The sequence below is a fragment of the Gordonia sp. YY1 genome (assembly GCF_009872315.1).
GTDB classification, from domain to species: domain Bacteria; phylum Actinomycetota; class Actinomycetes; order Mycobacteriales; family Mycobacteriaceae; genus Gordonia; species Gordonia amicalis.
Genome location: NZ_WXYI01000020.1, coordinates 1 through 26929, shown reverse-complemented (window position 1 = coordinate 26929; position 26929 = coordinate 1). Strand labels below are relative to the sequence as shown.

Sequence of the window (26929 nt, the reverse complement as noted above, 5' to 3'; positions counted from 1 at the left end):
ACCGACGGTACGCCGCGGGTCGGACACGGCCGGCACCTCGCGGCAGCCGGTGCCGGACCTCAGACCTCGGTCAGGTCGACCGTCTTGGTCTCCCGGACGCTGAAGAGGGCGATCAGCGTCGTGCAGGCGGCGACGGCGAGATACACACCGACCCAGCCCACACCGAAGTCGGCAACGATCCACGTCGCGATGAACGGCGCGACCGCGGCGCCGATGATCGAGGCCACGTTGTAGGAGATCCCCGAACCCGTGTAGCGGACGTTGGTCGGGAACAGTTCCGGCAGGATCGCGCTCATCGGCCCGAACGTCAGACCCATCAGGGTCATGCCGAGGATCAGGAAGAACAGCATCGTGCCGTCGGTCATCGACGACGGGTCGAGGATCAGCTCGAAGCAGAGTCCGAACACGATGATCGCCGCCGTGACCACGAGGAGGAAGGCGCGACGGCCGAACAGGTCGGCGAGACGACCCGAGATCGGCACGCACGCAGCGAAGAACAGCACGGCGATGAGTTGCAGCTCGAGGAAGTCGGCGTAGCCGATCGACAGCTTCACACCCGACGCGTCGGTGACCTTGCCGGTGCCGTAGGAGATGATCCAGGTGGTCACGATGTAGAAGAGCGTGTACGTCGCGACCATGATGAAGGTGCCCGCGACGAGCTCCCGCCAGTTGGACTTCACCACCTCGGCGAGCGGCGCCTTGACCTTCTTGCCCTCTTCCACCGCCTTGGCGAACACCGGTGTCTCGGTGAGCTTCAGGCGCACGTACAGGCCGACGGCGACCATGATCGCGCTGGCGAGGAACGGGATTCGCCATCCCCATGTCATGAACGCGTGGTCGGAGGCGGAGGTCTTGGCGTCGAAGTCGAGGCCGTAGATCAACAGCAGGAAGGTGCCGTTGGCGAAGAGGAACCCGATCGGTGCGCCCAGTTGCGGCCACATGGCGGCCCAGGCCCGCTTGCCCTTCTCGGCGGTCTCGGTCGCGAGAAGCGCTGCGCCGGACCATTCCCCGCCGAGACCGAGACCCTGGCAGAAGCGCATCAGCGCCAGCAGCGCCGGGGCCAGATAGCCTACCGAGTCGTAGGTGGGCAGCAGGCCGATGACGAAGGTCGCGATACCCATCGTGAGCAATGACCCGACCAGCGTCGCCTTGCGGCCGACCCGGTCACCGAAGTGGCCGAACAGGACCGAGCCGATGGGCCGCCACGAAGGCGAGTCCGAAGGTCGCGAACGACGACAACAACGCCGCGGTCTCGTCACCGGACGGGAAGAACAGCACCGGGAACACCAGCACTGCGGCGGTGGCATAGATGTAGAAGTCGAAGAACTCGATGCTCGTACCGACCATCGACGCGAAGACGATGCGACTCCGGGGTACCGGTGGTTGTTCGGGGTGGTCGATGTTGCGGACGGCGGACTCGCTCATTCGTGGGAGGTTACGCCTGCGAACCACGTCACGTCGGCGAGTGGTGGGCCGGTGAGGCACTCACCCGTTGTCCGTCTCGGCGGTGTCATCCTCGGCTTTCTCGCCGCCCATGAGCCCCTCGGGCGTCGCCGGAGGCGGCTCCCGTGACTCGCCTGTGGGATAGGCGGCCTCGAACGCCCGGACTGCCGCGCCGACGGTCGGAAAGACATGCGCCGGGTCGAAGTCCTCGAGGAGTCCCTGCGCACGCAACATGCCCTCGAGTTCGGGATCGACGCCGGCGAGAACGAAATGGGCGTCCCGCGAATGCACGAACGCGACGAGGTCGTCGAGCACACCGGTTGCCGAGTAGTCGACATACGAGATCACCGTGCAGTCGAGGACCAGCCAGCGCACCGGATCGGGGGCGGACTCGACGAGCGCCACGACGTCGTCGGCGAATCGATTGACGTTCGCGTAGAACAGATCTGCGTCGTAGCGGAACACGATGAGGCCCGGCATGGACTGCTGGCCGCCCCGCGCGGGCCGATATTCTCGCGCACGTCCGTGATCGGACACCCCGACGACGAACCTCTCCGGTCGGTATTGCCGGCGGATGATCTCCAGCAACGACACCACCATCGCGGCCAGAATCCCGTTCTGCACCCCGAACACCACGACGACGACCGCGGTGAGCACCGCGATCCCGAACTCGATCCGCCGGATCCGCCACATCCGACGGAACGAGTGCACGTCGATGAGGTCGATCGCGACCAGGAACACGATCGCGGCGAGCACGGCATGCGGCAGGTGGGCCAGCGCCGGGCCGAGGAAGGCGACCGCGGCCAGTGCCGTCGCGGCCATGGTCAGGTTGGCGACCTGGGTGCGGCCGCGTTGCTCCTCGAGGAACTGGGTCTTGGTGGGGCTTCCGTTCACCACGAACGTAGAGTTCAGTCCCGCAACGATGTTGGCCGCCGCCAGGCCGACCATGTCGCGGTTCACGTCGGTGGTCTCGCCGTGCTTGTGCGCGAGTCCTCGTGCCGTGCCCGCGCTCTGGGCCAGGATCACCACCGTGCAGCCGAACGCGACGGTCGCCGCCTTGGGCACGGCATCCCATCCCAACCCGGTGGGCAGACCGAAATGCGGCATGTCGCCGCGCAGGGTTCCGACGACCGGCAGGTCGTCGTCCCAACCGAACACCGCGACCAGCACGATGGATGCCACCACCAGGACGAATGCCGCGGGTGATCGAGGGACCACCCGCCGCGCCACCAGCAGCACGCCCAGCGACGCGGCCGCGAACGCCGTCGATGCCCAGTCGATCGAGCCCAGACGGTCGACGATCGCGGCGCACCGCTCCCACACCCAGCCCTCGGCTCGCGGCAGGCCGACCATTCCGGGAACCTGCCCGACGATGACCGTGAGGCCGGTCCCGGCGAGGAAGCCCACCAGAACCGCGGTGGAGAGGAAGTCGGCGAGAAATCCCAGTCTCAGCAGCCGCGCAAGCGCCAGGAACACCCCCGTGACCAGGGCGATCAGCGATGCCCAGGCCAACCACTCGGGCGAATCGGGTTCCACCCCGACGACGCCGATACCGGCGATACCCGACGCCAGCAGTGCCGCGGTTGCGGAGTCCGCGCCCACGACGAGAAGCCGCGAGGCCCCCAGCAACGCAAAGGCGACCGCCGGCAGGATGATGGTGTACAACCCAGCCGACACCGGCACATGCGCAATCGAGCTGTACCCCATGCATTCTGGGATCGCGACGGCCGCGAGGGTCACCCCGGCCACGACGTCGGCACGCAACCACGCGAGCCGGTAACCGCGCAGCGCGGGCGGGACCAGCGCATGGAGCGCGATCATGACGTAGACCGTACCCCGCCGACTCGGCCTTCCCACCGCACTTGTCCCGGTTCGTGGCGCCGGTTTCTGGGTACCCGGTGCCGACCATGCTTTCCGTCTGAGGAGGACACCGTGGACACCGCCCTGTGGATCATCATCGCCGTGATCGTCGTGATCATCCTGCTAGTCGCACTGCTGTTCTTCCTACGGAAGCGCAGAGATCTCCGGCGCACGAAGGCCCAGCGCATCCGCGAGAACGCGGCCGGCGACATGTCGGAGTTGCGCCGGCGGGAGGCCACCGCGCAAGAGGCGCAGGCGCACGCGCGCAAGGTCCAGGCCGAGGCCGATGCCAAGGCCGCCGAGGCCCGACGACTCAATGAACAGGCTCGCGCCCACGAAGGCCACGCCGCCGAGAAGCGGGACGAAGTACAGAGCACGCTCGCCCACGCCGACAAACTCGATCCCGACGTCCGGGCCGAGGCCGAACGCCGCGACGACGATCGTCACCTGGACACCCCCGGCCACAAACACGGACTGGGTGACAGCCGCCCAGGCGGCAACCAACCGGCCGGCAACCAACCGGGAGGCAACCGGCTGGGCGACCACCTACCCGGCGGGAACCCGACGAGGAAGCCGCAGCAACCCCCTCGCGACGTCCCGTGAAAAAACCCGGCGCGGAGCCTGACGGGCGGTCCGCGCCGGGTCTCTCCGGTCGATTCCTCGCGGCTCAGCTGCCGCGCTTGATCCATTCCTCGAGATGGGGTGCCTCGGCGGCGATCGTCGTGCCGTCGCCGTGACCGGTGTAGACCTTGGTCTCGGGGTCGAGGGTGAAGATCTTCTCCGTGATCGAGGCGATGATCGTCGGGAAGCTCGAGTACGAGCGTCCGGTCGCTCCCGGTCCGCCCTGGAACAGGGTGTCACCGGAGAAGAGCACGCCCGCCTCGGGCAGGTGGATCACCGACGAGCCCGGCGAGTGGCCGGGTGTGTTGATGATCGTCAGCTCGGTACCGGCGATGCTGATCTTCTGGCCGTCCTCGAGATCCTGATGCGACACCCCGGGGTGGGTGTCGTTCCAGAGCATGTCGTCTCCGGGGTGCAGGAGGATCGGCGCACCCGTGGCCTCCGACAGCTCCGGCGCGACGGTGACGTGATCGTTGTGACCGTGGGTCAGCACGATCGCCTTCACCGTGCGGTCGCCGACACCTTCGAGGATCGGGGCCGCCGAGTGCGCGGCGTCGATGATGATGACCTCGTCGTCGTTGCCGACGAGCCACACGTTGTTGTCGACATCCCACGTGCCGCCGTCGAGGCTGAAGGTGCCCGAGGTGACGACTTTGTCGATACGCAGCCCGGCCATCAGAGTTCCACCACCGAGCGCAGGACCTTGCCGGCCTCCATCGCCGAGAACGCGGCCTCGACGTCGTCGATGCCGATGCGCTCGGTGACGAACTTGTCGAGCGGCAGACGTCCCTGCTCGTAGAGGTCGATGAGCATCGGGAAGTCGCGCTCGGGCAGGCAGTCGCCGTACCACGACGACTTCAGTGCGCCACCGCGCGAGAAGAAGTCGACCAGCGGCATCTCCAGGGTCATCTCCGGCGTCGGCACACCGACCAGGACGACGACGCCGGCGAGATCGCGCGCGTAGAAGGCCTGCTTGTAGGTCTCCGGGCGGCCGACCGCGTCGATGACGACGTCGGCGCCGTTGCCGTCGGTGAGGTCCTGGACCGCGGTGACCACGTCGTCGACCTTGCGGCCGTCGATGGTGTGGGTCGCGCCGAGGTCCTTGGCCCACTCGAGCTTCGACGGATCGCGGTCGATCGCGATGATCGTCGTCGCACCGGCCAGCTTGGCGCCGGCGATCGCGGCGTCACCGACACCGCCGCAACCGATGACGGCGACCGAGTCGCCGCGGCCCACGTTGCCGGTGTTCATGGCGGCACCGATGCCGGCCATGACACCACAGCCGAGGAGACCGGCGACGGCCGGGTCGGTGTCGGGATTGACCTTGGTGCACTGCAATTCGTGGATGAGGGTCTTCTCGGCGAAGGCGCCGATGCCCAGCGCAGGGGTCAGCTCGGTGCCGTCGGTCAGTGTCATCGGGACGCTGGCGTTGAAGGTGTCGAAGCAGTACCACGGACGGCCGCGCTTACACGCGCGACACTGACCGCAGACCGCACGCCAGTTCAGGACGACGAAGTCGCCGACCTCGACGTGGGTGACATCCGAGCCGACCGACTCGACGACACCGGCGGCTTCGTGACCCAGCAGGAAGGGGTACTCGTCGTTGATGCCGCCCTCGCGGTACGCGAGGTCGGTGTGGCAGACGCCGCAGGCCTTGATCGACACGACGACATCGCGCGCACCCGGGTCCGGGATCACGATGTCGACGACCTCGGTCGGCGCCTTCTTGCTGCGCGAGATGACTCCCTTGACTGTCTGAGACATGCGTTGGTTCCTTCCGCAACTGCGTTGTCAGCGTTTCGTGCTCGGCTGTGCTCCCGGTCGCGACGACGTGATTCGCCCTACCGGACACATCGCCACAACCTTATCGGTACGCGTATCGACCGTCCACTAATGGTCAACATCGTCCACCAGCAGTGTTCAACGACGGGACCGCTCGACGAAAACGGATCGGGCCGCCAGGTTTGGTTGTATCCGTCGTCGGGCACGCCACATGGGAGAACCATTCGTGTCGACCACGAGGAGGCAGACGATGGCTGAGAAGAAGCGTGACCCGGGACCATCGGTCAAGGACGACGAGCTCTACGAGAAGCTGCGCGACGAGGGAAACTCGAAGGAGAAGTCCGCGCGGATCGCCAATGCCGCGGCCAACAGTTCCCGGTCGGACGTGGGCCACAGCGGCGGCAAATCCGGCTCCTATGAGGACTGGACCGTCGACGAACTCAAGAAGCGCGCGAAGGAGCTCGACATCAGCGGGTATTCCGATCTGAAGAAGGACGAGCTGGTCGAGAAACTGCGCAACCACTGAGACCGCAGCTCGAGGAGCAGCCCGAACAGCACCGAAGCCGCCGGCCCAGAAGGGTCGGCGGCTTCGGCGTGTTGATGGACGATGCCGGTCAGTGCGCCTCTCGGCGAGTGGCCGCTCGAAGCGGCAGATGGGGTGAGGCCCGGGGCATGAATCCGTCACCGTCGAGCTCTTCAACTGCGACCGTCCCGGATCTATTCCGGGGCCGCGAACACTTGCGTGATACTCGTTTCGACGCGGTGGCTCGCTGGCGCTCGCTACCGGCTCAACGAGCAGAAACGACACGGTGGCTCGCTACCGGCTCAACGAACAGAAACGACGCGAAGGCTCGCTGGCACTCGCTACCGGCTCAACGAACAGAAACGACACGATCGCTCAACGAGCGGAATCGGTCAGCGGATGAGCCCGGCGTCCTGGAAGGCGGTCAGCGCGGTCTCGCCGGTGTTCCACAGTCCGCGGACGTCCCCGCGAGCCCCGGCGACCATGTTCCGGTCCTGCAGCGCGAGCCCGTTGCGGAAGGTCAGCACGTTGTAGCCGACATCCGCTGCACGCAGCATCGGACCGGTTGCGCGGCCGGCACCGGCGACCCGGTCGAGCCCCTCCCCCAGCACGTAGAAGCGAAGGACCGGCCCGAGGTCGACCCCATACTCGCGGTTCGTCGACGTCACGATCGAATTACCGTGCGCAGCAATGGAGTCGACGATGAAGAAGAAGTCACGGGCGTTGGTCGTCGTCGCCCGGGAGTCGGCGGTCGCATAGGCCAGGTCGACGGTGATGTGTGCGTTGTAGCCGGCCATCGCGACTCGTTGACCCGGGACGCGGCAGTCGGCGGCCATGTCGAAGTAATGCCGCCACTGTGCAGGGACCGGACGCCCGCTGAACTCCTCGCGCACCGCGTCGAGGAAGCGGTTGAGGAGTTCGAGGCTGATCACCGGTGCCCAGCCCGGGGTCTGGAAGACCTGCGGCCGGTTCTGCAACGGCATCACCGCGTCGCGTTCGACCGACGCCAGTCCGAGCGCGAACAATCCGCGACGGTCGTCGTTCTCGGTGAGGATGTCGACGATTCCGTAGAGCCGCTCGACGTTTCGTCGAAGCTGGACCAGCGGGAGCTCCCGCGACCCGGCGTCGTACGAGCTCAGCTCGACGATGCGGGCACGGTCGGCAGCGGTGAGCGTCGATCCGCAGACCGTCGTCGGCGCAGCGTCGGCAGGTGCCGCCACGAGAAGGGTCGAGGTCAGTCCGAGGCTCAGCAGGATCGCCGAAAACAGTCGCATGAAGCCAGGGGATACCCCGATCCGGTGGCAGACATGCGCGTCACACCCCACGAGCTCCACCGATCGCGGGCGGTCAGGGCAGCAGGCCTGCCTGTCGCGCGACGACCACGGCTTCGAGCCTCGACGACGCGCCGAGCTTTCGCATCGCGTCCTTCATATAGCTCTTCACGGTGTGCACGGTCAGGCCGAGCGCCTCGGCGATGCGGGCATTCGAGTAGCCGAGGGCCGCGAGCGACAGCACGTCCTGTTCGCGTCCGGTGAGCTCGACCGCGGATGAGTCGGCGGCGGCCTCGGCGAGCAGGACCTCGGTGATGGCGGTGAGCTGTTCGGAGAGGCGGGCGTCGTCGACGGTGTCGGCCAGCGATCGCAGGCGTGCGTACGCGGCGGTCATGCGGTCGCGCAGCTCGTCCTCGTTCTGTGCACCCTGCTCCAGCCGGGTCCGGGAGACCACGATCTCCTGTTCGACGGCGCGGGCCTCCGCGGCCAGGACGTCGAGCATGCGCCCACCGATCGGATCGGGGGTGTGCAGCGCGCCGTAGATGACCGCGACCGGCGTGCGATCGACGATGATCGGTGCGGCCATCATCGCGCGCAGGCCCTCGCGTTCGATGAGGGTGTTGTAGCGGTGGGTGATGTGCGGGGTCCGCACGTAGTCCTCGACCACCATCGGGCGGTTCAGCGCCACCACCTTGCCGCCCAATCCGTGCCCGACATCGACCGACAGCCCACTCAGCGCACCGACATGCTTGCCGGCGAAATGCTGCAGACGCAGACTCGTCGAATTGTTGACGACGCCGGCGAAGGCCAGGGGCACCCCACTGGCTTTGCGCACCCGTCGCAACGCGTCGGTGACGATCCCGCTCAGCGGCTCGGGCATCTCACCTCTTCTATCCCCCTCTTCGGAGGGTGGCAGGGACTACGGACGGCGGTCACACTGTGACCCAGCTTACTCAGTCAAGAGCGAGGTTCACGATGACACAGGCCACGACGACCCCCACCGACATGGTCGACCGCTGGTTGGCAATCTACGGGGCGCCCGACGCGAACGCGGCGGCACTCCTCGTCGACGGTCATGATCCCGACGCGGTGGCGTTCACCGTGATCGAGGTCGAGGCCTCCGCCGACGCCGATTCCGCACCGGTGCCGGTCACCACGGACGTGACCTACGGCGACCTCGCCGAGCGGTCCAAGCGGTTCGCGTCGGCACTCGCCGAGCTGGGTGTCGGTCGCGGCGACACCGTCGGTGTCCTCATGGGCAAGCGCGAGGAGCTCGTCGTCTCGCTGCTGGCCATCGCCCGCCTGGGTGCCGTCTACATCCCGCTGTTCACCGCGTTCGCCACTCCCGCGATCGAGATGCGCCTGACGTCCGGCAAGGCGAAGGTCGTGATCACCGAGCCGAGTCAGGCGTCGAAGCTCGACGGCATCGAGGGCATCCAGACGATCGTCGCCGGGCCCGGCGCCGGGAGCGAAGCGAGCGGGCCGAATTCAACACTGCAGTTCGAGGAACTGGTCTCCTCGAACGAGCCGATCGCCCAGTCGGTGGCCGTCGGCGGCGAGGGCACGCTGATCCTGCTGTTCACCAGCGGCACCACCGGCGCCCCGAAGGGTGTCCCGGTCCCGGTCAAGGCGCTCGCCTCCTTCGTCGCCTACATGCACTTCGGCCTCGACGTCCGCGACGACGACGTCTTCTGGAATGCCGCCGACCCGGGCTGGGCGTATGGCCTCTACTACGGCATCCTCGGCCCGCTGGCCACCGGACACCGCAACCTGCTGCTCCACGCCGGCTTCAGCCCGGAACTCACCGCGCAGATCCTCAGCGGCCTCGGCGTCACCAACTTCGCCGCGGCACCGACCGTCTACCGCACCCTGAGCAAGGACCCGCGGATCACCGGCTTCTCCCTGCGGCGCGCGTCGTCGGCCGGCGAACCGCTGACCCCCGACGTCATAGGCTGGGCCCAGCAAGCCCTCGGCACCGAGGTCCGTGACCACTACGGCCAGACCGAGCACGGCATGTTCATCAACAACCACTGGCACGACGACGTCCACGAGGCGCTCGTCCCCGGTTCCATGGGCAAGCCGATGCCCGGCTTCGCGGCCGGCATCGTCGACGGCCAGATCGCCATTGACGTCCCCGCCAGCCCACTCATGTGGTTCAGCGGATACCTCGACGCCCCAGAGAAGACCGCCGCACGGTTCACCGAGGACCGCCGCTGGTACCTGACCGGCGACACCGGACGCGCCGACGACGAGGGCCGCTACTTCTTCAGCGCGCGCGACGACGATGTGATCATCATGGCCGGTTACCGCATCGGCCCGTTCGACGTGGAGAGCGTGCTCATCACGCACCCGTCGGTGATCGACGTCGCGGTGGTCGGACGCCCCGACGAACTGCGCGGCGAGGTCATCGAGGCGTTCGTCGTGCTCGCCCCCGGCGTCGAGGGCACCGAAGCCCTCGAGAAGGAGCTGCAGCAGCTGGTGAAGAGCGAGTTCGCCGCCCACGCGTACCCGCGCACCGTGCACTTCGTCGACGCCCTCCCCAAGACCCCCAGCGGCAAGATCCAGCGGTTCCTGCTGCGCAAGGGATAGAGCCGACCGCGTTCGTCGGCGATCGAAGACGACGACGCGGCCATGACGCGCGACCCAGCGGGTGCCCCCCTTTCGCTGGGCCGCGTAACAATCGAGGTGCCGTGGCCGGCTGCCGCAATCCGGCCGGTCCGGTCACCTCGAGTTCGGTTCGCACCGTCGCGAACCGTCACGGCCGACGGGTCATTCACCCCCGGGTGACCCGTCGGCCGGGCCCCACGAAGTACGACGATCGGTGCACAGGTGTCCGATCCGTGCGAGCGGATGGTGGGGATCGCGGGTTCTCACCCAGACCGCGGTGCCGTCGACGACGGTGGCGCGGAGGATGTCCCACCCTGCTGAAGGCCAATCGATCCACACGTTCCCCGTGAGATCGCCCTGCAGTTCGTCGGCCAGGAAAGCAGTGGCCTGCGCGGTGGGGAGATCCCGGTCGAGGGGATTCTCGGTCCTCAGGTACCCGCCCCAGCCCGACTCATCCCGGCGACGTAGCTGGACGTGTATCAACCCGAACTCGCCGACGACGAGAATGTCCCATTCGTACCCGCTGAAGTCGGGTAACGGCTTCTTGTCGACCCAGCAACCCAGATCGCGCTCCACCGCCGCGACGGCGCTCGACAACGATCGTGGAACCGGGGACGGACCGTCCCACTCGTGGGTGTTCCAGCGTCGGGTCCACCTCGCGATGACGTCGAATGGGAACCCACTCATGGCCCGGTCGGCCGTCCCGTCAGAGCCAGCACCGAATCCGGCGGCGTCGCACCCGAATACGTGATCGGTTCGTCGTAGACCGTTCTCATCGGTACGACGCCGGTCCAGTCCGACGACTCGATGCCCGGTCCGCCGGCGCGGGCCTTGGCGATCCACTGGCCGTCGACGATCGGTAGTCGCAGAGCCACGGTGGCCGCGAGTTCTTTCCTCGTGATCTCTCGCACCTCGGCAACGCGACCCGGAATGAGCTTGTCGGACAACACCTCCAGCGCCGACCTCGCGTCGTCGACCAGTTCGAGCGTGCCCCTCACCACCGCCGAACGGTAGTTGGCGGAGTGATCGAAGAGGGTGTCGACGATGACGAGGCCGTCCATCACGAAGACCGTGAACGTCACGGGCGCTCCCGCCGCGACATGACGCAGGGCTCCCGCCCCGGTCGATCCGTGAAGCAGGATGGCATTGCCGTCGCGGGCGAACAGCATCGGCACCGACCACGGCAGACCGTCGACGACGGTGCTGAGCGTCCCGACCTTCGCCTCGTCGAGGAGTTCGTCGAGGGCGGCACGATCAGTCGCGCGATCGGGTTTGCGGGTGAGTGCGCCGAGCGGAGATGTCATGGCGCTCATCGTCGGGTACGGGCCCCATCCGCTCAACCGAAATAGCCATCCGACTCCGCCGCAGAAGGCGTGGGAATGAGGACCGAAGTTGTCCTCGATGGGTCATAACGTGGTTCTCACCAGCACGAACGAGCCACCCACGACGAACCGGAGAGCACCATGGGCACCTACACCACCGCAGAACTCAGCGTCGATGTCACCGGAGAGAAGCGCGAACTCCTCACCCTCCTGCAGGACCAGCGCAACCTGCTCAAGATCGCCGCCCGCAACCTGACCGACGAGCAGGCCCGCAGGCAGACCACTGTGAGCACGCTGACCATCGGTGCTCTGATCAAGCACCTCGCCAACGGGGAGGAGAACGCCGCCAAGGTCATCACCGAGCGGGACGAGAACGCCGAATTCGACATGAGCCGCGCAGCAACCGAATACGAGTTGATCGAGGGCGAGACCCTCGCCGGATGGCTGGAGGCCTACGACCGCAACGCCGCTCGACTCGACCGCGTGATCGCCGACGCCGAGAGCCTCGACGAACTCATCCCGCAGCCCACCGCACCCTGGGCGCCCGAGCGCGAGTGGTCCACGATCCGCACCATGATCCTGCATCTGCTCCGCGAGACCTCCCACCACTGCGGACACGCCGACATCATTCGTGAGGCACTGGACGGACAGACCACCATGGGAGCCATCTCCGAGGGCCAGGACTGGGCCGACGCCGAGTGGATGCAGAACTGACCGATCCGAATCGACCCATCCGGTTATGACACGGTGTCGAATGCGCTTGTGAGGCTGCCAGAGGAGCAGCCGAAACTTCTCGAAGAGATTGGATCAACGATGATCAAGCGTGTTCCCCGTGTAGCTGGAGCGGTGACCGGACTGGTCCTCGCCGTCAGCCTGATCGCCGGCTGTTCGAGTGACGACAACGACTCGTCGAGCGAAACCACCAGCGCAGCAACCGGAATGACCTCGATGAGCGAGAGCGCCGCCGCCGATCCGGCCGCGAACCTCGTCGGCCCCGGCTGCGCCGCCTACGCCGAGGCCAACCCCTCCGGCCCCGCGTCGATCGCCGGTATGGCCACTGTCCCGGTCGCCACCGCCGCGTCGAACAACCCCGAGCTCACCACCCTCACAGCCGCTCTGTCCGGCAAGCTCAACCCCGACGTGAACCTGGTCGAGACGCTGAACAACGGTGAGTACACCGTCTTCGCCCCGACCGACGACGCCTTCGCCAAGCTGCCGCCGGAGACCGTCGAGAAGCTCAAGACCGACAAGGACATGCTGACCAAGATCTTGACCTACCACGTGGTCGAGGGTCAGGCGACCCCGGACAAGGCCCTCGGTGAACACACCACCCTCGAAGGCCAGAAGGTCACCGTGACCGGTGAAGGCGACAACCTGAAGGTCAACGACGCCGGCATCGCCTGCGGTGGCGTCACCACCTCGAACGCCCAGGTGTACCTGATCGACGCGGTCCTGACCCCGCCTGCGGCGTAACCAGATCCGCCGGTCCATCCATCGCACGCCCCGAGCGCGGAAGAGTCGGGACTTCGCGAGCGGGATGACGTCCCGATGCATCGGGACGGAAGCCGACCGGATGATGACATGCCGATTCCCTGAATGAGCAAGAGCGCTCGTTCAGGGAATCGGCATGTCTGCCTCTACTACCCAGCCGTGCCTGCGGATACGTCGACATCGCTCCGTCCGGCCACGAGCGCGGACACCTGGATGGGCACCCCGGTCATGTTGGCCATCCCCGCCAGACGTTCGAGATCGGCGGGGTCCGAGGAGATCAGGGCGTTGACGTTCACCCCGCCGGCACCGAGGTCGTTCTCGGCAGCCGCGTTCGCACGGGTCCAACCGCCGGAACCGTTGTGTCCCCAGCCATGTGGGATCGCGACCACACCGGGCTTGATGTCCTCGGTGATCGTCACCGGCAACGAGATCCGGCCGTGACGTGACGCGACGGTCACCAGGTCACCCTCGCCGAGACCGCGTGGGTTCGCATCGTCGGGATGCATCCGGGCCGCGTGCGACCGGCCTCCGCGCAGGAGCATCGGCGCATTGTGCTGCCAACTGTTCTCCGAGCGGATCTCCCGCATACCGATGAGCCGCAACGGATACTGCTCGTCCGGGTCGACGGTCAGCCGCTCGACCTCGTCCATCAACTCCGGCGCCGCCAGCCGAATTCGCCGATCCGCGAACGTCACCGTCTTTCTCAGCTGCCCGGGAGCGAGACCGTCGGCCACGACGATCCCGTGCGGGAACCTCTCGACGAGCTTGCAATAGGTCACCCCGTCACGTCGTAGACCGAATCGATCACCTCCCAGGCCCATCCGGATCACCAGATCGGACACCACGCGCGGGGTCACCGGCCGTCCGAGACGTCGCGTGACGACGTTGACGAGGTGGAACGCACCGAGCAGCGGATTCCGCCTCGACAGCGCTCCGATCAGCTCGTTGATCACCGTCCACTCCTCACGCGCCTCGCCCTGAGGCGGGATCACCGCCTCGGTCGCCTGCTTGAACGGCGTCGTGAACAGCGCCTGGAACGGGAGCAGGAAATCCTCGCGTTCGTACATCGTGGTGGCCGGCAGGATGTAGTCGGCGTGGGCGTTGGTCTCGTTGCGGTAGATGTCCAGCGACACAAGGAGATCGAGGTCGTCGAGCGCAGCGCGCAGTTCGTCGCCGTTGGGTACCGAGAGCACCGGGTTGCCCGCGCTGACGAACAGCGCACGCAACTGTCCCTTTCCCGGCGTGGTGATCTCCTTGGCCATCAACGACGCCGGCGCGGTGCCCAACACCTGGGGCAGGTTCCCGACGCGGCTGCGCCGCCCCGCCCAGGCGAAGCTCGAAATCCGCTGGAGTGCAGCCACACCCAGTCGCTGTCCGGGGACACCGAGGTCGCCGAACATCGACCCTCCGACCACGTCGAGGTTGCCGGCCACGAGGTTGACCATGTCGAGCAGTGCGGTCGTCAGCGTGCCCGTCCGACCCAGGGACGTCCCGACGCGTCCGTAGACGGCGGCGCGTTCGGTCGAGACCAGGGCCCGGGCGATCTCCCGGACCTTCTCCGGCGGGATGTCGGTGCGGGCCGCGGTCACCTCGGGCGCATAGCCGGCCACCATCGCCTTCAAGTCGTCGACCCCGCGCGCCCGGCGCCGCAACCGATCCTCGTCGACCGATCCCTCGTCGAACATCACCTGCAGCAGCGACAGCAGGAACAGTGCATCGGTGTCGGGGGTGATGGGCAGCCAATCGAATTCGCGGGCGGTCTCGGTGTGCCGCGGGTCGACGACGAGAACGGTGCCGCCCCTCCCGGTGATCGCGTTGAGCCCCTCGCGGATGCGTGGCGAACTCATCACCGAGCCGTGCGACACAACGGGATTGGCGCCGATGATCATCAGGTAGTCGACCCGGTTGATGTCCGGGATGGGAGCGGCGACGGGGTTGCCGTACAGAAAGTGACTCGCCACGAAGCGGTTGTTCACGTCCTGCGATCCCGCCGAGTACACATGCGGTGTCCCGAGCAGGTTCATGAAGACCGCGGCCCACAGGACGTGCCCGGTGGAGAACGTCGCGGGATTGCCGAAGTACCAGCCGACGGCGTCGCTGCCCCGTGCGCGCTGGACCTCGCGGAGACGGTCGGAGATCTCGGCCAGGGCGGTGTCCCAGGAGATCTGTTCGAAGTCGCCGTCGGGGCGTCGACGCAGCGGATGACGCAGACGATCCGGGTCGTTGACGATCTCGGCGAAAGCGATGCCCTTGGGACAGGCGAACCCCTTCGACAGCGGGTGGTCCTTGTCGGGCCGCAGCGAGACCAGCCGATCACCGTCGACGGTGGCGATCATCCCGCAGAGCGGCTCACAGATCCGGCAGTAGGTGGGCTTGTCCTGCGTCATGTGCCGTCCCCCCGGCCCCGGGTCGTCGGCCGGAGGCCTATCGTCGTGACAGTCGGTGTGATTCCGTTCACATCTGATGACAAGTGTTGCATGATGACACCACCCGAGGCATCCCACGGAGGAGGTCCCTGTGACCGAAATCGACGCAACCCAAGCCACCCGATCGGCAAGCGACACCGAGAACCGCGTGCGCGACGTCATCATCATCGGGGCCGGACTGTCCGGCATCGACTGCGCCTATCGTCTGCGTGAGCAGAACCCGGACGCGGACTATCTGATCCTCGAACGACGAGCCCGGGTGGGCGGCACCTGGGATCTGTTCCGCTATCCCGGGGTCCGCTCCGACAGCGACATCTACTCGCTCAGCTATCCGTTCGAGCCGTGGCGGAAGCCGGGTGCGCTCGCCGAGGGTGACGACATCCGGAAGTACATCGAGCACACCGCGCACAAGTACGGCATCGCCGATCAGATCCGGTTCTCGCAGCACGTGCTGACCGCCGACTGGGATTCGTCGACCGACACGTGGACGCTGGGCGTCGAGGTCGGCGACGGGGAGGACAAGCGGTCCGAGACCTACCGCTGCCGCTTCCTGGTCTTCGCGACGGGCTACTACGACTACGACCAGCCCTACACACCCCGGTTCGCGGGCGCCGAGGACTTCACCGGGCAGATCATCCATCCGCAGCACTGGCCGGCGGATCTCGACTACCGCGGCAAACGCGTCGTCGTCATCGGCAGCGGCGCGACGGCGGTCAGCCTCATCCCGAACCTCGCCGACCAGGCCGCCCACGTGACGATGCTGCAGCGCTCACCGTCGTACATCTTCTCGTCGAAGCAGAAGGCCTACCTCGCACCGGCCCTCAAGAAACTGCTTCCGCCCGCCGCCGCCCACCGGGCGATCCGGTTGCGCTATGCGACGCAGACCGCGGCGATCGTGCATCTCACCCACCGCTTCCCGAAGCTCGGCCGGAAACTCATCCGCGCCAACGTCGCCGCGAACCTGCCCGAGGACTATCCGGTCGACATCCACTTCAACCCGACCTACAACCCGTGGGACCAACGCATGTGCCTGGTTCCCGACGCCGACCTGTTCAACGGCATCACCGAGGGATCGATCGAGATGGTCACCGACCACATCGACCGCTTCGACGAGACCGGCGTGCGCCTGACCTCGGGACGGCATCTCGATGCCGACATCATCGTCACGGCCACCGGTCTGCAGCTGCTCGGGTTCGGCGGCACGCGCCTGCGCGTCGACGGTGACGAGGTGAAGCCACACGACCGCTTCGTCTTCAAGAGCCACCTGCTCGAGGACGTCCCCAATCTCGCCTGGTCGGTGGGTTACACGAACGCCTCGTGGACGCTGCGCGCCGACATGACGGCGCGGTCGGTGGCGAACCTGGTGAAGTACATGCGCGAGAACGGCTACACCCACGCCTACCCGCATCTCGGTTCGGAGCCGATGGCATCTCAACCGTTGTGGGATCTCAAGGCCGGATACGTCGAGCGGTCGCCCGACGCGTTGCCGAAGTCGGGCACCCACGGGCACTGGAAGGTCCGCCACAACTACTACCGCGACGCGATCGACCACCGCATCAGCAAGATCGACGAGTCGATGGTGTTCGGGCGGATCTGAGCGGGACGCCTGTCCCCCGGACCCAGACCGGTTTGTCGGGTCCGTCGATCGCGGTGTTACACCGAGTGGTCCGAACGGTCGAGATTTGGCCGCAGATGACCGATCTTCGCTGGTCAGGCCTTGCTGGCGTCCGGCCCGCCGCTGATACTCGAACTCGGCGAGCGCCTCCGCCCGCCACGACCGCGTCCGTTGTCGCCGGCGCGTCGGCAAGAGGAGTTCGCCCCGATGACTTATCCGCCCGGTTTCCCGATCCATCCCTCGACGCCGTTCGGTGCGAGCCCTCCCCAGCCCCAGAACCGGCGGGCCCTCACACTCGTTCTCGGTGCGATCGTCGTCGTCCTGGCCCTCGTGCTCGCCGCCGGGATCGTCTTCGTCGTGAAGGCCCGCAAGGGTGACATCTACGTACCCGGCCTCACGCTGGCCGCGGCGAACGATCCCGGCGTCGATCCGTTCACCGACCCGGTGCTCGTCGCCGGTGCGGGGAACCTGCCGGGAAACGTCGCTCTCTCGGCGAGCGTCGGTGCCCCCGACCTGGGTGGCCGCGCGGTCAACGGCACCGAGGCCGGTCTGTACGCGACCGGCGACACCTCCGCGTGCGACACCGCGGCACTCAGCGACCGGCTCATGGCCGATCCGGCGACGGCCGCCGCCTGGACGAGCGTTTTCGGGATCAGCACCGCCGCCATCCCGCACTACCTCAACACCCTCACCCCGGTGGTCCTGACCGCCGACACCTGGGTCACGAACCACACGTACACGTCGGGGCGGGCCGAACCGTTCCAGTCGGTCCTGCAGCGCGGCACGTCGGTGTACGTCGACGCAGCGGGCGTCCCGCGCACGATGTGCTCGAGCGGCAATCCCCTTGCACCACCGGTCTCGGCACCCCTCGGCGGCTACCGGCTCGAAGGTCAGCCGTGGTCCGGCTACCAGAGCCGCGAGGTCACCCGCATCGCCTACAACAACCAGAACGTCACCGCGGTCAGCCGGACGTCGACGATCGTTCCGGGCGCACCCACACCGGTCGCGGGGACGAGCGGGTCGGTCCTGCAGCTGTTGAACTTCCTCACCGGCGAGATCCTGCCTCGGACGATGGGCGGACTGCTCGATCTGTCGGGACTGCCACCTCTTTCCGAACCGTTGCCCACTCCGGCTGACCTGAACACCCCCTTCGCGGCGGGCACCGACGAGGACGCCGAACGCAACGGACTGCTCGAGGCCGGCAACCCGGCCGCCGCGCCGGCCGTCGTAGAGCGTGCCGCAAAGGACAACGGCCTGCCGGCCGGCGCACCCGCCTCCGACTCGTCGGAGCAGCCGGGTTCCGGTGCATCGGGTTCGTCCGAGGCGCCGTCGTCCGGTTCGTCCGAGAATCCCGCGTCCCCGAAGTCCGAATCCGAGAGCCCCGCATCCCAGACCGCCGTACCGCCGGAGATCCCGAGGTCGGCCCCGCCGGCGGACGCGTCGACCTACGAGGCTCCGCCACCGGCGGAAACCCATACCGAGACACCGACGACCACCGAACCGACCACCAGCGAGTACGTCCCGCCACCCGAGGAGCCCGGCCAGGCACCGGAGTCGCCGGCGGAGGTGCCTTACTCGTCGCCGGCCGCATGAAAGTCGAAATGCTCTGACCTGCTGTGATGCCCGCGTTCCTGGCATTACCGCCTGCTGAGTCAGCCGGTTGACCCCGAGCGCGGTACGGTTCCAGCATCAGGTCTGATCAACCGACCAACAATGTCTCCCCGGTCACCTAACCTGGTCCCGAAGAGGTTCGCGGTCGGTCATCGTCTGAGCCGGCTCATCCGGATTGCTCGTCCCCATCGACACCGACCGCAACCCGACGCACGTTTTGCACCCCGCAGCACTGGGCACTTTCGATCTCAGCGCACGAGAAAGGAAGTCGACATGACAACCGACTTCACCGTGGACTCGAACATCGATGACGCCTGGCGCACATTCCAGCTTCACGTCGGCGACCGCCTGGCCAACCTCACCCCCGGTTCGACACTCACCATCCAGCAGGATCCCCTGATCCCCGAAGGTCCTCACGGCAGACTGCGCTTCACCCTCACCGGTTCGAACCGCCTGCGGTGCACGATCGACGACACCGATCTGCACCCTACCGAGGAGTACTTCCTCGAACATCTCGAGATGCTCGACGCGCTCGGCTGGCGTCGGCTGCGCAACCGCACCCACATCTACGAGGTGGGTCGTCGACGCGTCGACGAACTCGCCCATGCGACGGTGGCCACGTTGCGTCAGGTCTGGGAGGTCGTGCACCCGGCATTCCTGGACCACACTCCCGCGGCACGTGCGGAACCGCAGATCGAGGTGGCCGTCCAGCCCTTCGACGACGATCATCTGCGCGCACTGCTCGTCGGGTCGCTCGAAGACCTGACCGGCTGCCGGATCCAGACCGACGCCGACGGCGACATCGCCCTCCCGACCAAGCCCGTCTCGTCGTGGCTGAGCCCCCGTTCGGACGCGCCCCGTCTCGAGTTCTTCGCGCGCCTGGCCGGTGACATCACCGACCGCAGACGTGCGGCCGACATCGTCGCGGCCCAGCCGACGATGGGTTCTGCGGTCCGGGTGCACCTCCTCCAGAACGAGGTGTTCGCGACACTGACCCTCGAATGCGCGGTCTTCCACCCTCACAACCTGAGTTCTGCGCTCGCCGAGTGGTTCAGCTTCCTCGCGGACTGCGCGCCCAACGTCATCGAGCAGATCACGCAGAGCGCGACGCCGGTTCGTCCTGAGACCGAGGAACGCCTGCCGGATGCGTTGCAGACGCTGCTCGAACTCGACCCGGACGGCCGGTCGCTGAGCGCCCGCGAGGTCGCGAAGATCTGCCGGTACAACCAGGCCGACATCCTCTCGTTCATCCACACCTGTGAGGAGCAGTACCTCAGCTGGCGACGCTCGGCGGCCGACGCGACTGCGGCCTCCGATGCGGCCGAAGCCGACGCATGCCGTCATGAAGCCGACGCCTGGCGTGCGACGACCCACAATCTGCGCGCCGCGCTCCGTGTCGTCGTCCTCTCCGACGACGCGGCCGACAGTCGCCCGACGGCCAAGTGACCGCGCGCACGACACCGCTTCCCCACCTGGCGCATTCCGGGTAGTCCATCCGGAGGATTTCGGTTCCGTACGCGGGCGCGACGGTGGTGCGTGAGCTATATCGGTAGGGGGTCTCCTGCGCGCGACCCCGCCCGGGCATTCCATCGGAGCATTGCATGACCCTCACCACCGATCACGGCACGCTGACCTTCACCTTCCCCGAGCTGGGATCCGACGCCCGTCTGCATGTCACCTTTCCCCGGACACTGCGCGCCGGTGATCTGACCGAACGGGCCGGACTCACCGCCGACACCACGCTGCGTCTCGCGCAGGGCTCTCCGACGGGTGACGCCGACGCCGTGATCCCGATGTGGCAGTCCGAAGCGACGTGGATCGACTTCTCCTCGCCGCATCAGCACCCGTTCCTGGTGATGATCGGCGTGGACGGGGTCAACGCGATCAGCGGGAAGGTGTTCACCGGCACGCCCGACTTCGACACCGACGACTACATCGAGGTGCCCACGCAACAGACCCTGGCGTCGTACCGGACGGGTACGGGCGGTCACCGGCAACTGGTCGCGCCGTCGACCCACACGAGCCGGGGACCCGATCCGCGCGGAACGCTCGTGCAACTCACGGTGATTCCGATGCGGGCCGAATCCTGGGCACGACGCCGCCACCACGCGTCGGCGAGTACCTGCGTCCTCTGCGACATCTCGCGGGCAGAGCAGGCCCGCACCCCACCGCGCACCGCGGTCGCCCGGGTGATCGGTCCGCTCGAGTCCGCCGACACGTGGCACCCGACCCGCATGGGGTCGGCCGCCGTTCGGATCGTCAACTCGGTGACGTGGGAGTCGCTGACCGGTCTCACACCACGACACTCGCGGCTGACCTGTGCGGACTACCTCGACCGTCGACTCCCCTGGCATTCGGCCTACCGCGAATCCGACTGCCCCGAAGCGGCGAGGGACGAATCGAGGAGGCATTCCTCTCGGCTGTAGATCTCACCCGGGTGTCAGGAAGGCGTCGTAATATTCGAGTTCCGCGGGTTCGCCGGCGGCCGTCATTCACGAGGACCCCAGCTTGAGGAGTGCGAATGTCCCCCGATTTCGATGCCGTCGTCGAGGCGGCATGGCGGGACTTCACCGACACCCTCGCGGACCGCGTGCCGCAGCTGGCGCCCGGTCAGTCGTTGACCGTGGTCGAGGCCGCGGCCGGTGGCTGGCGCAGGCGGATGACGTTTGCGGTCGCCGACGAGGACCGGTTGCGCTGCACCATCTCCGCGGGCGATCTGACGTGGACCGACAAGGACCGCTGGATGCGGCAGGCGACCTTCATCGTCGACCGGGGCTGGTGCCGGCTCGAGGGTCGCAGCGCTTTCTGTTACGAGGTCGCCGACCACCGTTTCGGTGACCTCGCCCGGGCGGCGGTACGAGCGCTCCGCGAGGTCTGGGGAGTCATCCACCCGTCCTTCGTCAGCATCGGCGACCCGTCCTACTCCCGGCATCAACTGACGTCGGGTTCGGCCGACGCCGAGTCCACCGACCACGCCTCCGGAGCCGACGGTCACGGCCGCGAGTTGGGTGCGCACGCGCTCGACCCGGAGACCACCAATGCCGACACGATCCGCTTCGCCTCGCTGGCCCATCCGCTCGACGCACCGGCCGAGACCGGGGTCGTGCCGCAGTCCAAGGACCATCTCGTCGAGCTCGTCCGGGCGGCGATGGCGGCAGCGGGCCGGCCGGTGGTGATCAGCCCCCGCAAGGCCATCTTCCTGCGGTCGTCGGGCACGTCGCTCCTCCGGCCCACGCGCGACGCACGCGCGCTGGAGATCGTGACGATTCTGAGTTCGGCGGTGCCGGCCCCGTCGGTCCTCGGGATGCTCGTCTCCGAGTTCTCGCCGCGCTGGCCGGAGATCGCCGTGGTCGTCCGCAACGGCCTCGTGTACGCGCAACGTCGCCTCGACGTCGCCGTGTTCAGCCCCGCCAATCTCGACGCCGCGCTGCGCCGCTGGGACGAGTTCGCCGGCTCGGCCCGCGCGGAGATGATCGCCCGTCTGGAGGGCGGCCGGAAAGCCGCACACCGGTGTCGCGGCGAACGCCTTCCCGGAGCGTTGCTGGCGCTGCTGCGCGTCAACCAGAAGCCCGGGAACAAGCTGTCCCCGACCACCGTGCTCATCGCGTGCCGGCGCGATCCCGAACGTGTCCACGAGTTCTTCGACATCTGCGCCGCCGAGATGCGCGAGTGGATGGACAACCTCGCCTCGGCCCGCAAGGCCGAACTCGGCGACGAGGAGATCGCGTTCTGCGAGGCGGAGCACCGCGCCTACGCCGAGGTGGCGCAGCTGCTCCTCAGCGCGATGGAACTCACCTGACGCCTTCGCCGGTGGACGAGTAGGACAGGTGCACCACGCCGTTGTCGAAGGATTCCGTCTCCACCAGCGTGAGCGGTAGGTCGGCGAGGCCGTCGAAGAGGCGTGCGCCGGTGCCGAGCACCACCGGGTAGACGAGAAGGTGGAGTTCGTCGATCAGCTTGTCGTGCAGCAGAGCTCGGACGAGAGTGCCGCTGCCGCTGATGTACAGGTCGTGTTCGTTCTTGAGCTTCAGAATCTTCTCCGGGTCATACGCCCCGATGACCTCGGAGTTCTGCCAGCCCGTCGCCTCGTCGAGCGTGCCGGACACGACGTATTTCGTGGTCTCGTTGAAGAACGGCGCACCGGGGTCGTCGTCGACGGTGCGTTTCGACCAGGCGGGTCCGAACATCTCGAACGTCTTGCGGCCCAACAGGATGCCATCGCACGCGCCGGTGAAACCGCCCACCACCTCGCTCATCCGGTCGGTGAACCCGTACGGCATCGTGAAACCGGGGTTCTCGTAACTGCCGTCGAGGGTGATGAATTCGTGGACGTGGATCTTTCCCATCGGAATGCTCCTGTGCTCGCGGGGACTGCGTTGTCGTCACGATGACAGACCAGCCGCCCATCCGGAACTCATCGCTCTACGTCTCGAGTGCCGTCGAAACGTCGTACAGGCCCGAGGTCGGTCGGTTAGGGTCGGCCCAGCGGGTGCGCAACGAGGCGACCCGGCGAGGAGGTTCTCGTGGCCACCGTCCACACCGCCGCAGGCCCGGTCGATTCCGCCGAACTCGGCAAAGTGCTTGTGCACGAACACGTCTTCATCGTCGGCGAGGAATTCCGGCAGAACTACCAGGACGACTGGGACGAGGACGCGAAGGTCGCCGAGGCCGTTCACGACCTTGCCGAACTGAAGGAACTCGGGATCGACACCATCCTCGATCCCACGGTTCTCGGTCTCGGCCGGTACATTCCGCGCATCCAGCGGATCGCCGAGCAGATCGACCTCAACATCGTCGTCGCGACGGGGCTCTACACCTACAACGACATACCCTTCCAGTTCCACTACGCCGGTCCCGGCCTGCTCTTCGACGTACCCGAACCGCTGGTGGATCTGTTCACCAAGGACCTGACCGAGGGCATCGCCGACACCGGCGTACGCGCCGCATTCCTCAAGTGCGCCATCGAGGAGCAGGGCCTGACGCCCGGCGTCGAACGCGTGATGCGAGCCGTCGGGCAGACCAGCGCGCAGACGGGTGCACCCATCACCGTGCACACCAACCCGCACACCCAGTCGGGTCTGGTGGCACAGAGGGTGCTGGCCGAGGAGGGTGCCGATCTCACGAAGGTGGTCATCGGCCACTCCGGCGACAGCGTCGACCTCGACTACCTGATGAAGATCGCCGACGCCGGCTCCATCCTGGGCATGGACCGATTCGGTCTCGATCTGCTGTTGCCGTTCGAGGACCGCGTGAACACGGTCGCCGAACTGTGCAAGCGCGGCTACGCCGACCGCATGGCACTCGCCCACGACGCGTCGTGCTTCATCGACTGGTTCGACCACGAGGCGAAGAAGCAGGCGCTGCCCAAGTGGAACTATCGCCACATCAGCGATGACGTCCTGCCCGCGCTGCGTGAACGCGGCGTCAGCGACGCCGACATCACGACGATGCTCGTCGACGTTCCGCGCCGGTACTTCGAGTAGCGCCTCAGGCCAGGGATCGCTGGTAGCGGCGCATACCGCGCAGCCAGCGGTCGTAGTCGGCGCCCTTCTGCCGGTACATGTCCAGCACCTCGGCGTGCGGGAGGATCAGGAATCGTTCGTCGGCAACGGCTTCCAGCACGATCGCGGCGACCGCACCCGGGGTCAGGACCTCACCGGCGGTCTCGACGGCCTTCTGCATCAGCTTCTGGTCCGGCGTGGCCGAGTCGTCCTCGGGCCGGAGCAGCTTGGTGTCGACGCCCATCGGGCACAGACAGCTGACCCGCACACCGTCGTCGCCGTGGGTGATGTTGAGCCACTCGGCAAAACCAACGGCGGCATGCTTGGTGACCGAGTACGGCGCATTGCCGATCTGGGTGAGCAGTCCGGCAGCCGACGCCGTGCTGACGAAGTATCCGCCGCCCCGCTCGACCCACTCCGGCACGAGACGACGCGCCGCCCGGATGTGGCTGCGCAGGTTGACGTCGAGCGCCAGATCCCACATCGCCTCGTCGGTGTCCAGGCCGCCACCACGTCCGATACCGGCGTTCGCGAAATACAGGTCGACCGGCCCGAAGGTGGACTCGGCCAGGCGGACGGCCGCATCGATGTGGTCGTCGCTCGAGGCATCACCGGCGATCGCGACGGCGGAGTCGCCGAGTGCATCTGCGACACTGTCCGCCGACGCCGCGTCGAGGTCGGTGACCACGACCTTCGCGCCCGCCTCGACCAGGGCGTGCGCGAGCGCACCACCGATCCCACCCCCACCGCCGGTGACGATGGCAACCTTGCCTGCGACGTCCATGGAGATCTCCTTCGATCGGTGGGTCTGGATAAAGACCTACCAGACGTACGCATCGTCTCCGGCGGCTGACCCGTGCCGAGGAATTCGCTCGTCGGTCTGGCCACCCACCACGCGCGGTGCGACACTGGACGTCATGACGGCCGGGGTTTCTCCGCCGGCGCATGCCGAACTCGACGGCATGCTGGACGAGCTCGCGCAGGGCGTCGCCACCTGGACGGCGATGCCGCTCGAAGAACGCGCGGATCTGCTCCTACGCACGCGAACGGCCGTCGACAAGGTCAGTCGACGCTGGGCGGAGGTCGCGATCCGCATCAAGTCCACTCCCCCATCGGTGCGTGGCGAGGAGTGGCTGTCCGGTCCGTACATCATCATGGCCGGGCTGACCAGGCTCGCGAAGACCCTACGCGTGGTCGCTGCCGGAGGGAGCCCGGTGGACGGCATCCGCACCGGCAGCGCACCGGGCGGGCGGTTGACCTTCAAGGCAATGCCGCTCGGACTGCAGGAAGCACTGCTGTTCAACGGTCTGGCCGGCGAGATCTGGATGCCACCGGGGTCGGCTTCGGCGAAGTCCGCGCCGGCGCCGGTCTCGGCACCCTCACCCCGGGTGACTCCGGCGGAGTCGGCCTCGTCCTCGGGGCCGGAAACGCCACGCTGATCGGGCCCTATGACGTGCTCTACGAACTCGTGGCGTACAACCGGGCGTCGATCCTGAAACTCAATCCGACCTTTCGCGATCTACACGGGATCTATTTCGAGGCGTTCGCGCCGCTCATCGAAGCCAACGTGATGCGAATCGTCAACGGCGACATCGAGACCGGCGAGTATCTGACCTCACATCCAGGCATCAGCCATGTGCACATCACCGGTAGCCGTGCCGCGCATGACGCGATCGTGTGGGGTCCCGGGGAGGAGGGGGAACGGCGTCGAGCCGAGGGAACCCCGCTGTTGACCAAGCCGATCACCAGCGAACTCGGTGGCGTGTCACCGATGATCGTCGTTCCCGGCAAGTGGTCCGATGCAGACATCAGGTACCAGGCCGAACATGTTGTCACTCAACGAATCCACAATGCCGGACACAATTGCATCGCAGGTCAGTCGCTCATCCTGAGCTCGTCGTGGCCCCAACGTTCGCAGTTCCTCGACGCGATCCGTTCACTCCTCGACAAGATCCCACCGCGGGCACCGTGGTATCCGGGCAGCGACCGCAAGATGAGCCTCGCCGAGCAGGAGTATCCGCACGCCGAACACCACGGTGGCCGACTGCTCGTCCAGGTCGACGACTCCACATCCGACGCCATGTACACAACGGAGTTCTTCTCCCTGGTGTTGGGACACACCGAGTTACCCGGTACCGGAGCCGCATTCCTGCGCGACGCCGTGCATTTCGCGAACACCAGGCTCGACGGCCAGCTCGGCGCCAGTGTCATCATCGCCCCACGCGATCGCAAGGACCTCGGGCCCCGTCTCGAGGAGTCGCTCGCCGAGCTGCACTACGGAGCGATCGGGGTGAACTGCTGGGCGGCGTTCGCGTTTCTGTCGCCGACGCTCAGCTGGGGCGCCTACCCGGGAAACACCCTGGACGACGTGGGCAGCGGAATCGGCGTGGTGCACAACGGATTGCTGATTCCCAACCCGGAGAGATCGGTGGTCTACGGTTCCTTCCGCCCCTTCCCGCGGTCGTGGTTGGGCGGAGAATCGACCATCGCCCCGGCGTCGCCGGTCTATGTCACCTCGAAGTCGAACAATTCTGCGTCGGAAGCCCTCACCCACTACGCGGCACGGCCGGGATGGTCGCGCATTCCGCAGGTGTTCCGGTCGATCCTCTTTCCTTGAGGTAAAGGCCGGTAGCGGGATTCCATCCCTTTACACCAACCCACCGACAAGTTCTTCGGCGGTGAGCCGTCCGGATTCTCGTTGCACCACAACGCAATAGCGAGTACAGTCGAGTTCGAACATACATTCGCACCAGCGGCATCGGGGGGTGACCGTCTTGACCGAGATCTCGAACTCCGACGTCGTGCCGTCGACCCGCGCCTCCGAACTCGTGCAAGAACTACACCGGATCACCACCG

23 protein-coding genes and 1 pseudogene are annotated in these 26929 nt (G+C 67.1%); 13 read left to right on the top strand and 11 right to left on the bottom strand.

Annotated features, from left to right (window positions below; genetic code table 11):
- Positions 1–59: 59 nt before the first annotated feature.
- Positions 60–1425: pseudogene (locus tag BPODLACK_RS20115) on the bottom strand (MFS transporter).
- Between the two features lie 60 nt (positions 1426–1485).
- Positions 1486–3264 carry a SulP family inorganic anion transporter gene (locus tag BPODLACK_RS20110; RefSeq protein ID WP_159406062.1) on the bottom strand — a complete coding sequence of 593 codons (1779 nt, stop codon included), beginning with the start codon at positions 3262–3264 and terminating at the stop codon, positions 1486–1488.
- 111 nt (positions 3265–3375) lie between these two features.
- Between BPODLACK_RS20110 and BPODLACK_RS20105 the strand changes: the two genes are divergently transcribed.
- Positions 3376–3906: a hypothetical protein gene (locus BPODLACK_RS20105; RefSeq protein WP_159406061.1), complete on the top strand. Its 531-nt coding sequence runs from the start codon at positions 3376–3378 to the stop codon at positions 3904–3906.
- Positions 3907–3970: 64 nt separating this feature from the next.
- Here the strand turns inward: BPODLACK_RS20105 and BPODLACK_RS20100 are convergent, their stop codons facing one another.
- Complete coding sequence (locus tag BPODLACK_RS20100) at positions 3971–4600, bottom strand: MBL fold metallo-hydrolase (protein WP_024498940.1); 630 nt, start codon at positions 4598–4600, stop codon at positions 3971–3973.
- The gene (locus tag BPODLACK_RS20095) at positions 4600–5688 is read right to left on the bottom strand and encodes an S-(hydroxymethyl)mycothiol dehydrogenase (RefSeq protein ID WP_159406060.1); all 1089 of its coding nucleotides are present in this window, start codon (positions 5686–5688) and stop codon (positions 4600–4602) included. Before BPODLACK_RS20095 ends, BPODLACK_RS20100 begins: the two co-directional genes overlap by 1 nt.
- Positions 5689–5956: 268 nt before the next feature.
- Between BPODLACK_RS20095 and BPODLACK_RS20090 the strand changes: the two genes are divergently transcribed.
- On the top strand, positions 5957–6232 hold the full coding sequence (locus BPODLACK_RS20090; protein WP_006438464.1) for a DUF7218 family protein: 276 nt from the start codon (positions 5957–5959) through the stop codon (positions 6230–6232).
- A gap of 389 nt (positions 6233–6621) precedes the next feature.
- On the opposite strand, the gene BPODLACK_RS20085 is transcribed toward BPODLACK_RS20090, so the two are convergent.
- Entirely contained in the window at positions 6622–7503 is an 882-nt protein-coding gene (locus BPODLACK_RS20085; protein WP_159406059.1) for a DUF5995 family protein, read from the bottom strand.
- Positions 7504–7576: 73 nt separating this feature from the next.
- Positions 7577–8380 (bottom strand): LuxR C-terminal-related transcriptional regulator, encoded by an 804-nt coding sequence (locus BPODLACK_RS20080; protein WP_024498937.1) that lies wholly within the window; start codon positions 8378–8380, stop codon positions 7577–7579.
- A 95-nt stretch (positions 8381–8475) separates the two neighbouring features.
- Here BPODLACK_RS20080 and BPODLACK_RS20075 point away from each other — a divergent pair, with 95 nt between their 5' ends.
- Positions 8476–10089: an AMP-binding protein gene (locus BPODLACK_RS20075; RefSeq protein WP_159406058.1), complete on the top strand. Its 1614-nt coding sequence runs from the start codon at positions 8476–8478 to the stop codon at positions 10087–10089.
- 180 nt (positions 10090–10269) lie between these two features.
- Here the strand turns inward: BPODLACK_RS20075 and BPODLACK_RS20070 are convergent, their stop codons facing one another.
- Together BPODLACK_RS20070 and BPODLACK_RS20065 are read right to left on the bottom strand one after the other, a co-directional pair.
- The gene (locus BPODLACK_RS20070) at positions 10270–10794 is read right to left on the bottom strand and encodes a hypothetical protein (RefSeq protein ID WP_159406057.1); all 525 of its coding nucleotides are present in this window, start codon (positions 10792–10794) and stop codon (positions 10270–10272) included.
- On the bottom strand, positions 10791–11411 hold the full coding sequence (locus BPODLACK_RS20065) for a pyridoxamine 5'-phosphate oxidase family protein (RefSeq protein WP_159406056.1): 621 nt from the start codon (positions 11409–11411) through the stop codon (positions 10791–10793). The genes BPODLACK_RS20070 and BPODLACK_RS20065 overlap by 4 nt, the downstream gene beginning before the upstream one ends.
- Before the next feature lie 159 nt (positions 11412–11570).
- Here BPODLACK_RS20065 and BPODLACK_RS20060 point away from each other — a divergent pair, with 159 nt between their 5' ends.
- On the top strand, positions 11571–12143 hold the full coding sequence (locus BPODLACK_RS20060) for a mycothiol transferase (RefSeq protein WP_159406055.1): 573 nt from the start codon (positions 11571–11573) through the stop codon (positions 12141–12143).
- 99 nt (positions 12144–12242) lie between these two features.
- On the top strand, positions 12243–12902 hold the full coding sequence (locus BPODLACK_RS20055; protein ID WP_201450634.1) for a fasciclin domain-containing protein: 660 nt from the start codon (positions 12243–12245) through the stop codon (positions 12900–12902).
- Between the two features lie 167 nt (positions 12903–13069).
- Here BPODLACK_RS20055 and BPODLACK_RS20050 read toward each other — a convergent pair whose 3' ends face one another.
- Positions 13070–15307: a molybdopterin-containing oxidoreductase family protein gene (locus BPODLACK_RS20050; RefSeq protein ID WP_159406054.1), complete on the bottom strand. Its 2238-nt coding sequence runs from the start codon at positions 15305–15307 to the stop codon at positions 13070–13072.
- Positions 15308–15437: 130 nt separating this feature from the next.
- On the opposite strand from BPODLACK_RS20050, the gene BPODLACK_RS20045 reads away from it, so the two are divergent.
- From BPODLACK_RS20045 to BPODLACK_RS20025, 5 genes are all read left to right on the top strand, one after another.
- Positions 15438–16943, top strand: coding sequence for a flavin-containing monooxygenase (locus tag BPODLACK_RS20045; RefSeq protein WP_159406053.1), 1506 nt, complete (start codon positions 15438–15440; stop codon positions 16941–16943).
- Positions 16944–17168: 225 nt separating this feature from the next.
- Complete coding sequence (locus BPODLACK_RS20040; RefSeq protein WP_159406052.1) at positions 17169–18554, top strand: DUF6777 domain-containing protein; 1386 nt, start codon at positions 17169–17171, stop codon at positions 18552–18554.
- Positions 18555–18845: 291 nt separating this feature from the next.
- Positions 18846–20018, top strand: a complete 1173-nt coding sequence (locus BPODLACK_RS20035; RefSeq protein ID WP_024498928.1) for a TY-Chap domain-containing protein — start codon at positions 18846–18848, stop codon at positions 20016–20018.
- A 155-nt stretch (positions 20019–20173) separates the two neighbouring features.
- Positions 20174–20998, top strand: coding sequence for a hypothetical protein (locus BPODLACK_RS20030; RefSeq protein WP_024498927.1), 825 nt, complete (start codon positions 20174–20176; stop codon positions 20996–20998).
- A gap of 95 nt (positions 20999–21093) precedes the next feature.
- Complete coding sequence (locus BPODLACK_RS20025; protein WP_024498926.1) at positions 21094–22371, top strand: TY-Chap domain-containing protein; 1278 nt, start codon at positions 21094–21096, stop codon at positions 22369–22371.
- Here the strand turns inward: BPODLACK_RS20025 and BPODLACK_RS20020 are convergent.
- Positions 22364–22918 carry a dihydrofolate reductase family protein gene (locus BPODLACK_RS20020; protein WP_024498925.1) on the bottom strand — a complete coding sequence of 185 codons (555 nt, stop codon included), beginning with the start codon at positions 22916–22918 and terminating at the stop codon, positions 22364–22366. The two genes, BPODLACK_RS20025 and BPODLACK_RS20020, sit on opposite strands and share 8 nt — an antisense overlap.
- Before the next feature lie 177 nt (positions 22919–23095).
- On the opposite strand from BPODLACK_RS20020, the gene BPODLACK_RS20015 reads away from it, so the two are divergent.
- Positions 23096–24055 carry a phosphotriesterase family protein gene (locus BPODLACK_RS20015; protein WP_024498924.1) on the top strand — a complete coding sequence of 320 codons (960 nt, stop codon included), beginning with the start codon at positions 23096–23098 and terminating at the stop codon, positions 24053–24055.
- A gap of 4 nt (positions 24056–24059) precedes the next feature.
- Here BPODLACK_RS20015 and BPODLACK_RS20010 read toward each other — a convergent pair whose 3' ends face one another.
- On the bottom strand, positions 24060–24857 hold the full coding sequence (locus BPODLACK_RS20010; protein WP_024498923.1) for an SDR family oxidoreductase: 798 nt from the start codon (positions 24855–24857) through the stop codon (positions 24060–24062).
- A 133-nt stretch (positions 24858–24990) separates the two neighbouring features.
- Between BPODLACK_RS20010 and BPODLACK_RS23655 the strand changes: the two genes are divergently transcribed.
- Together BPODLACK_RS23655 and BPODLACK_RS20005 are read left to right on the top strand one after the other, a co-directional pair.
- Positions 24991–25512, top strand: coding sequence for a hypothetical protein (locus BPODLACK_RS23655; protein WP_236577731.1), 522 nt, complete (start codon positions 24991–24993; stop codon positions 25510–25512).
- 14 nt (positions 25513–25526) lie between these two features.
- Positions 25527–26690: an aldehyde dehydrogenase family protein gene (locus BPODLACK_RS20005; RefSeq protein WP_236577730.1), complete on the top strand. Its 1164-nt coding sequence runs from the start codon at positions 25527–25529 to the stop codon at positions 26688–26690.
- Positions 26691–26929 lie beyond the last annotated feature (239 nt).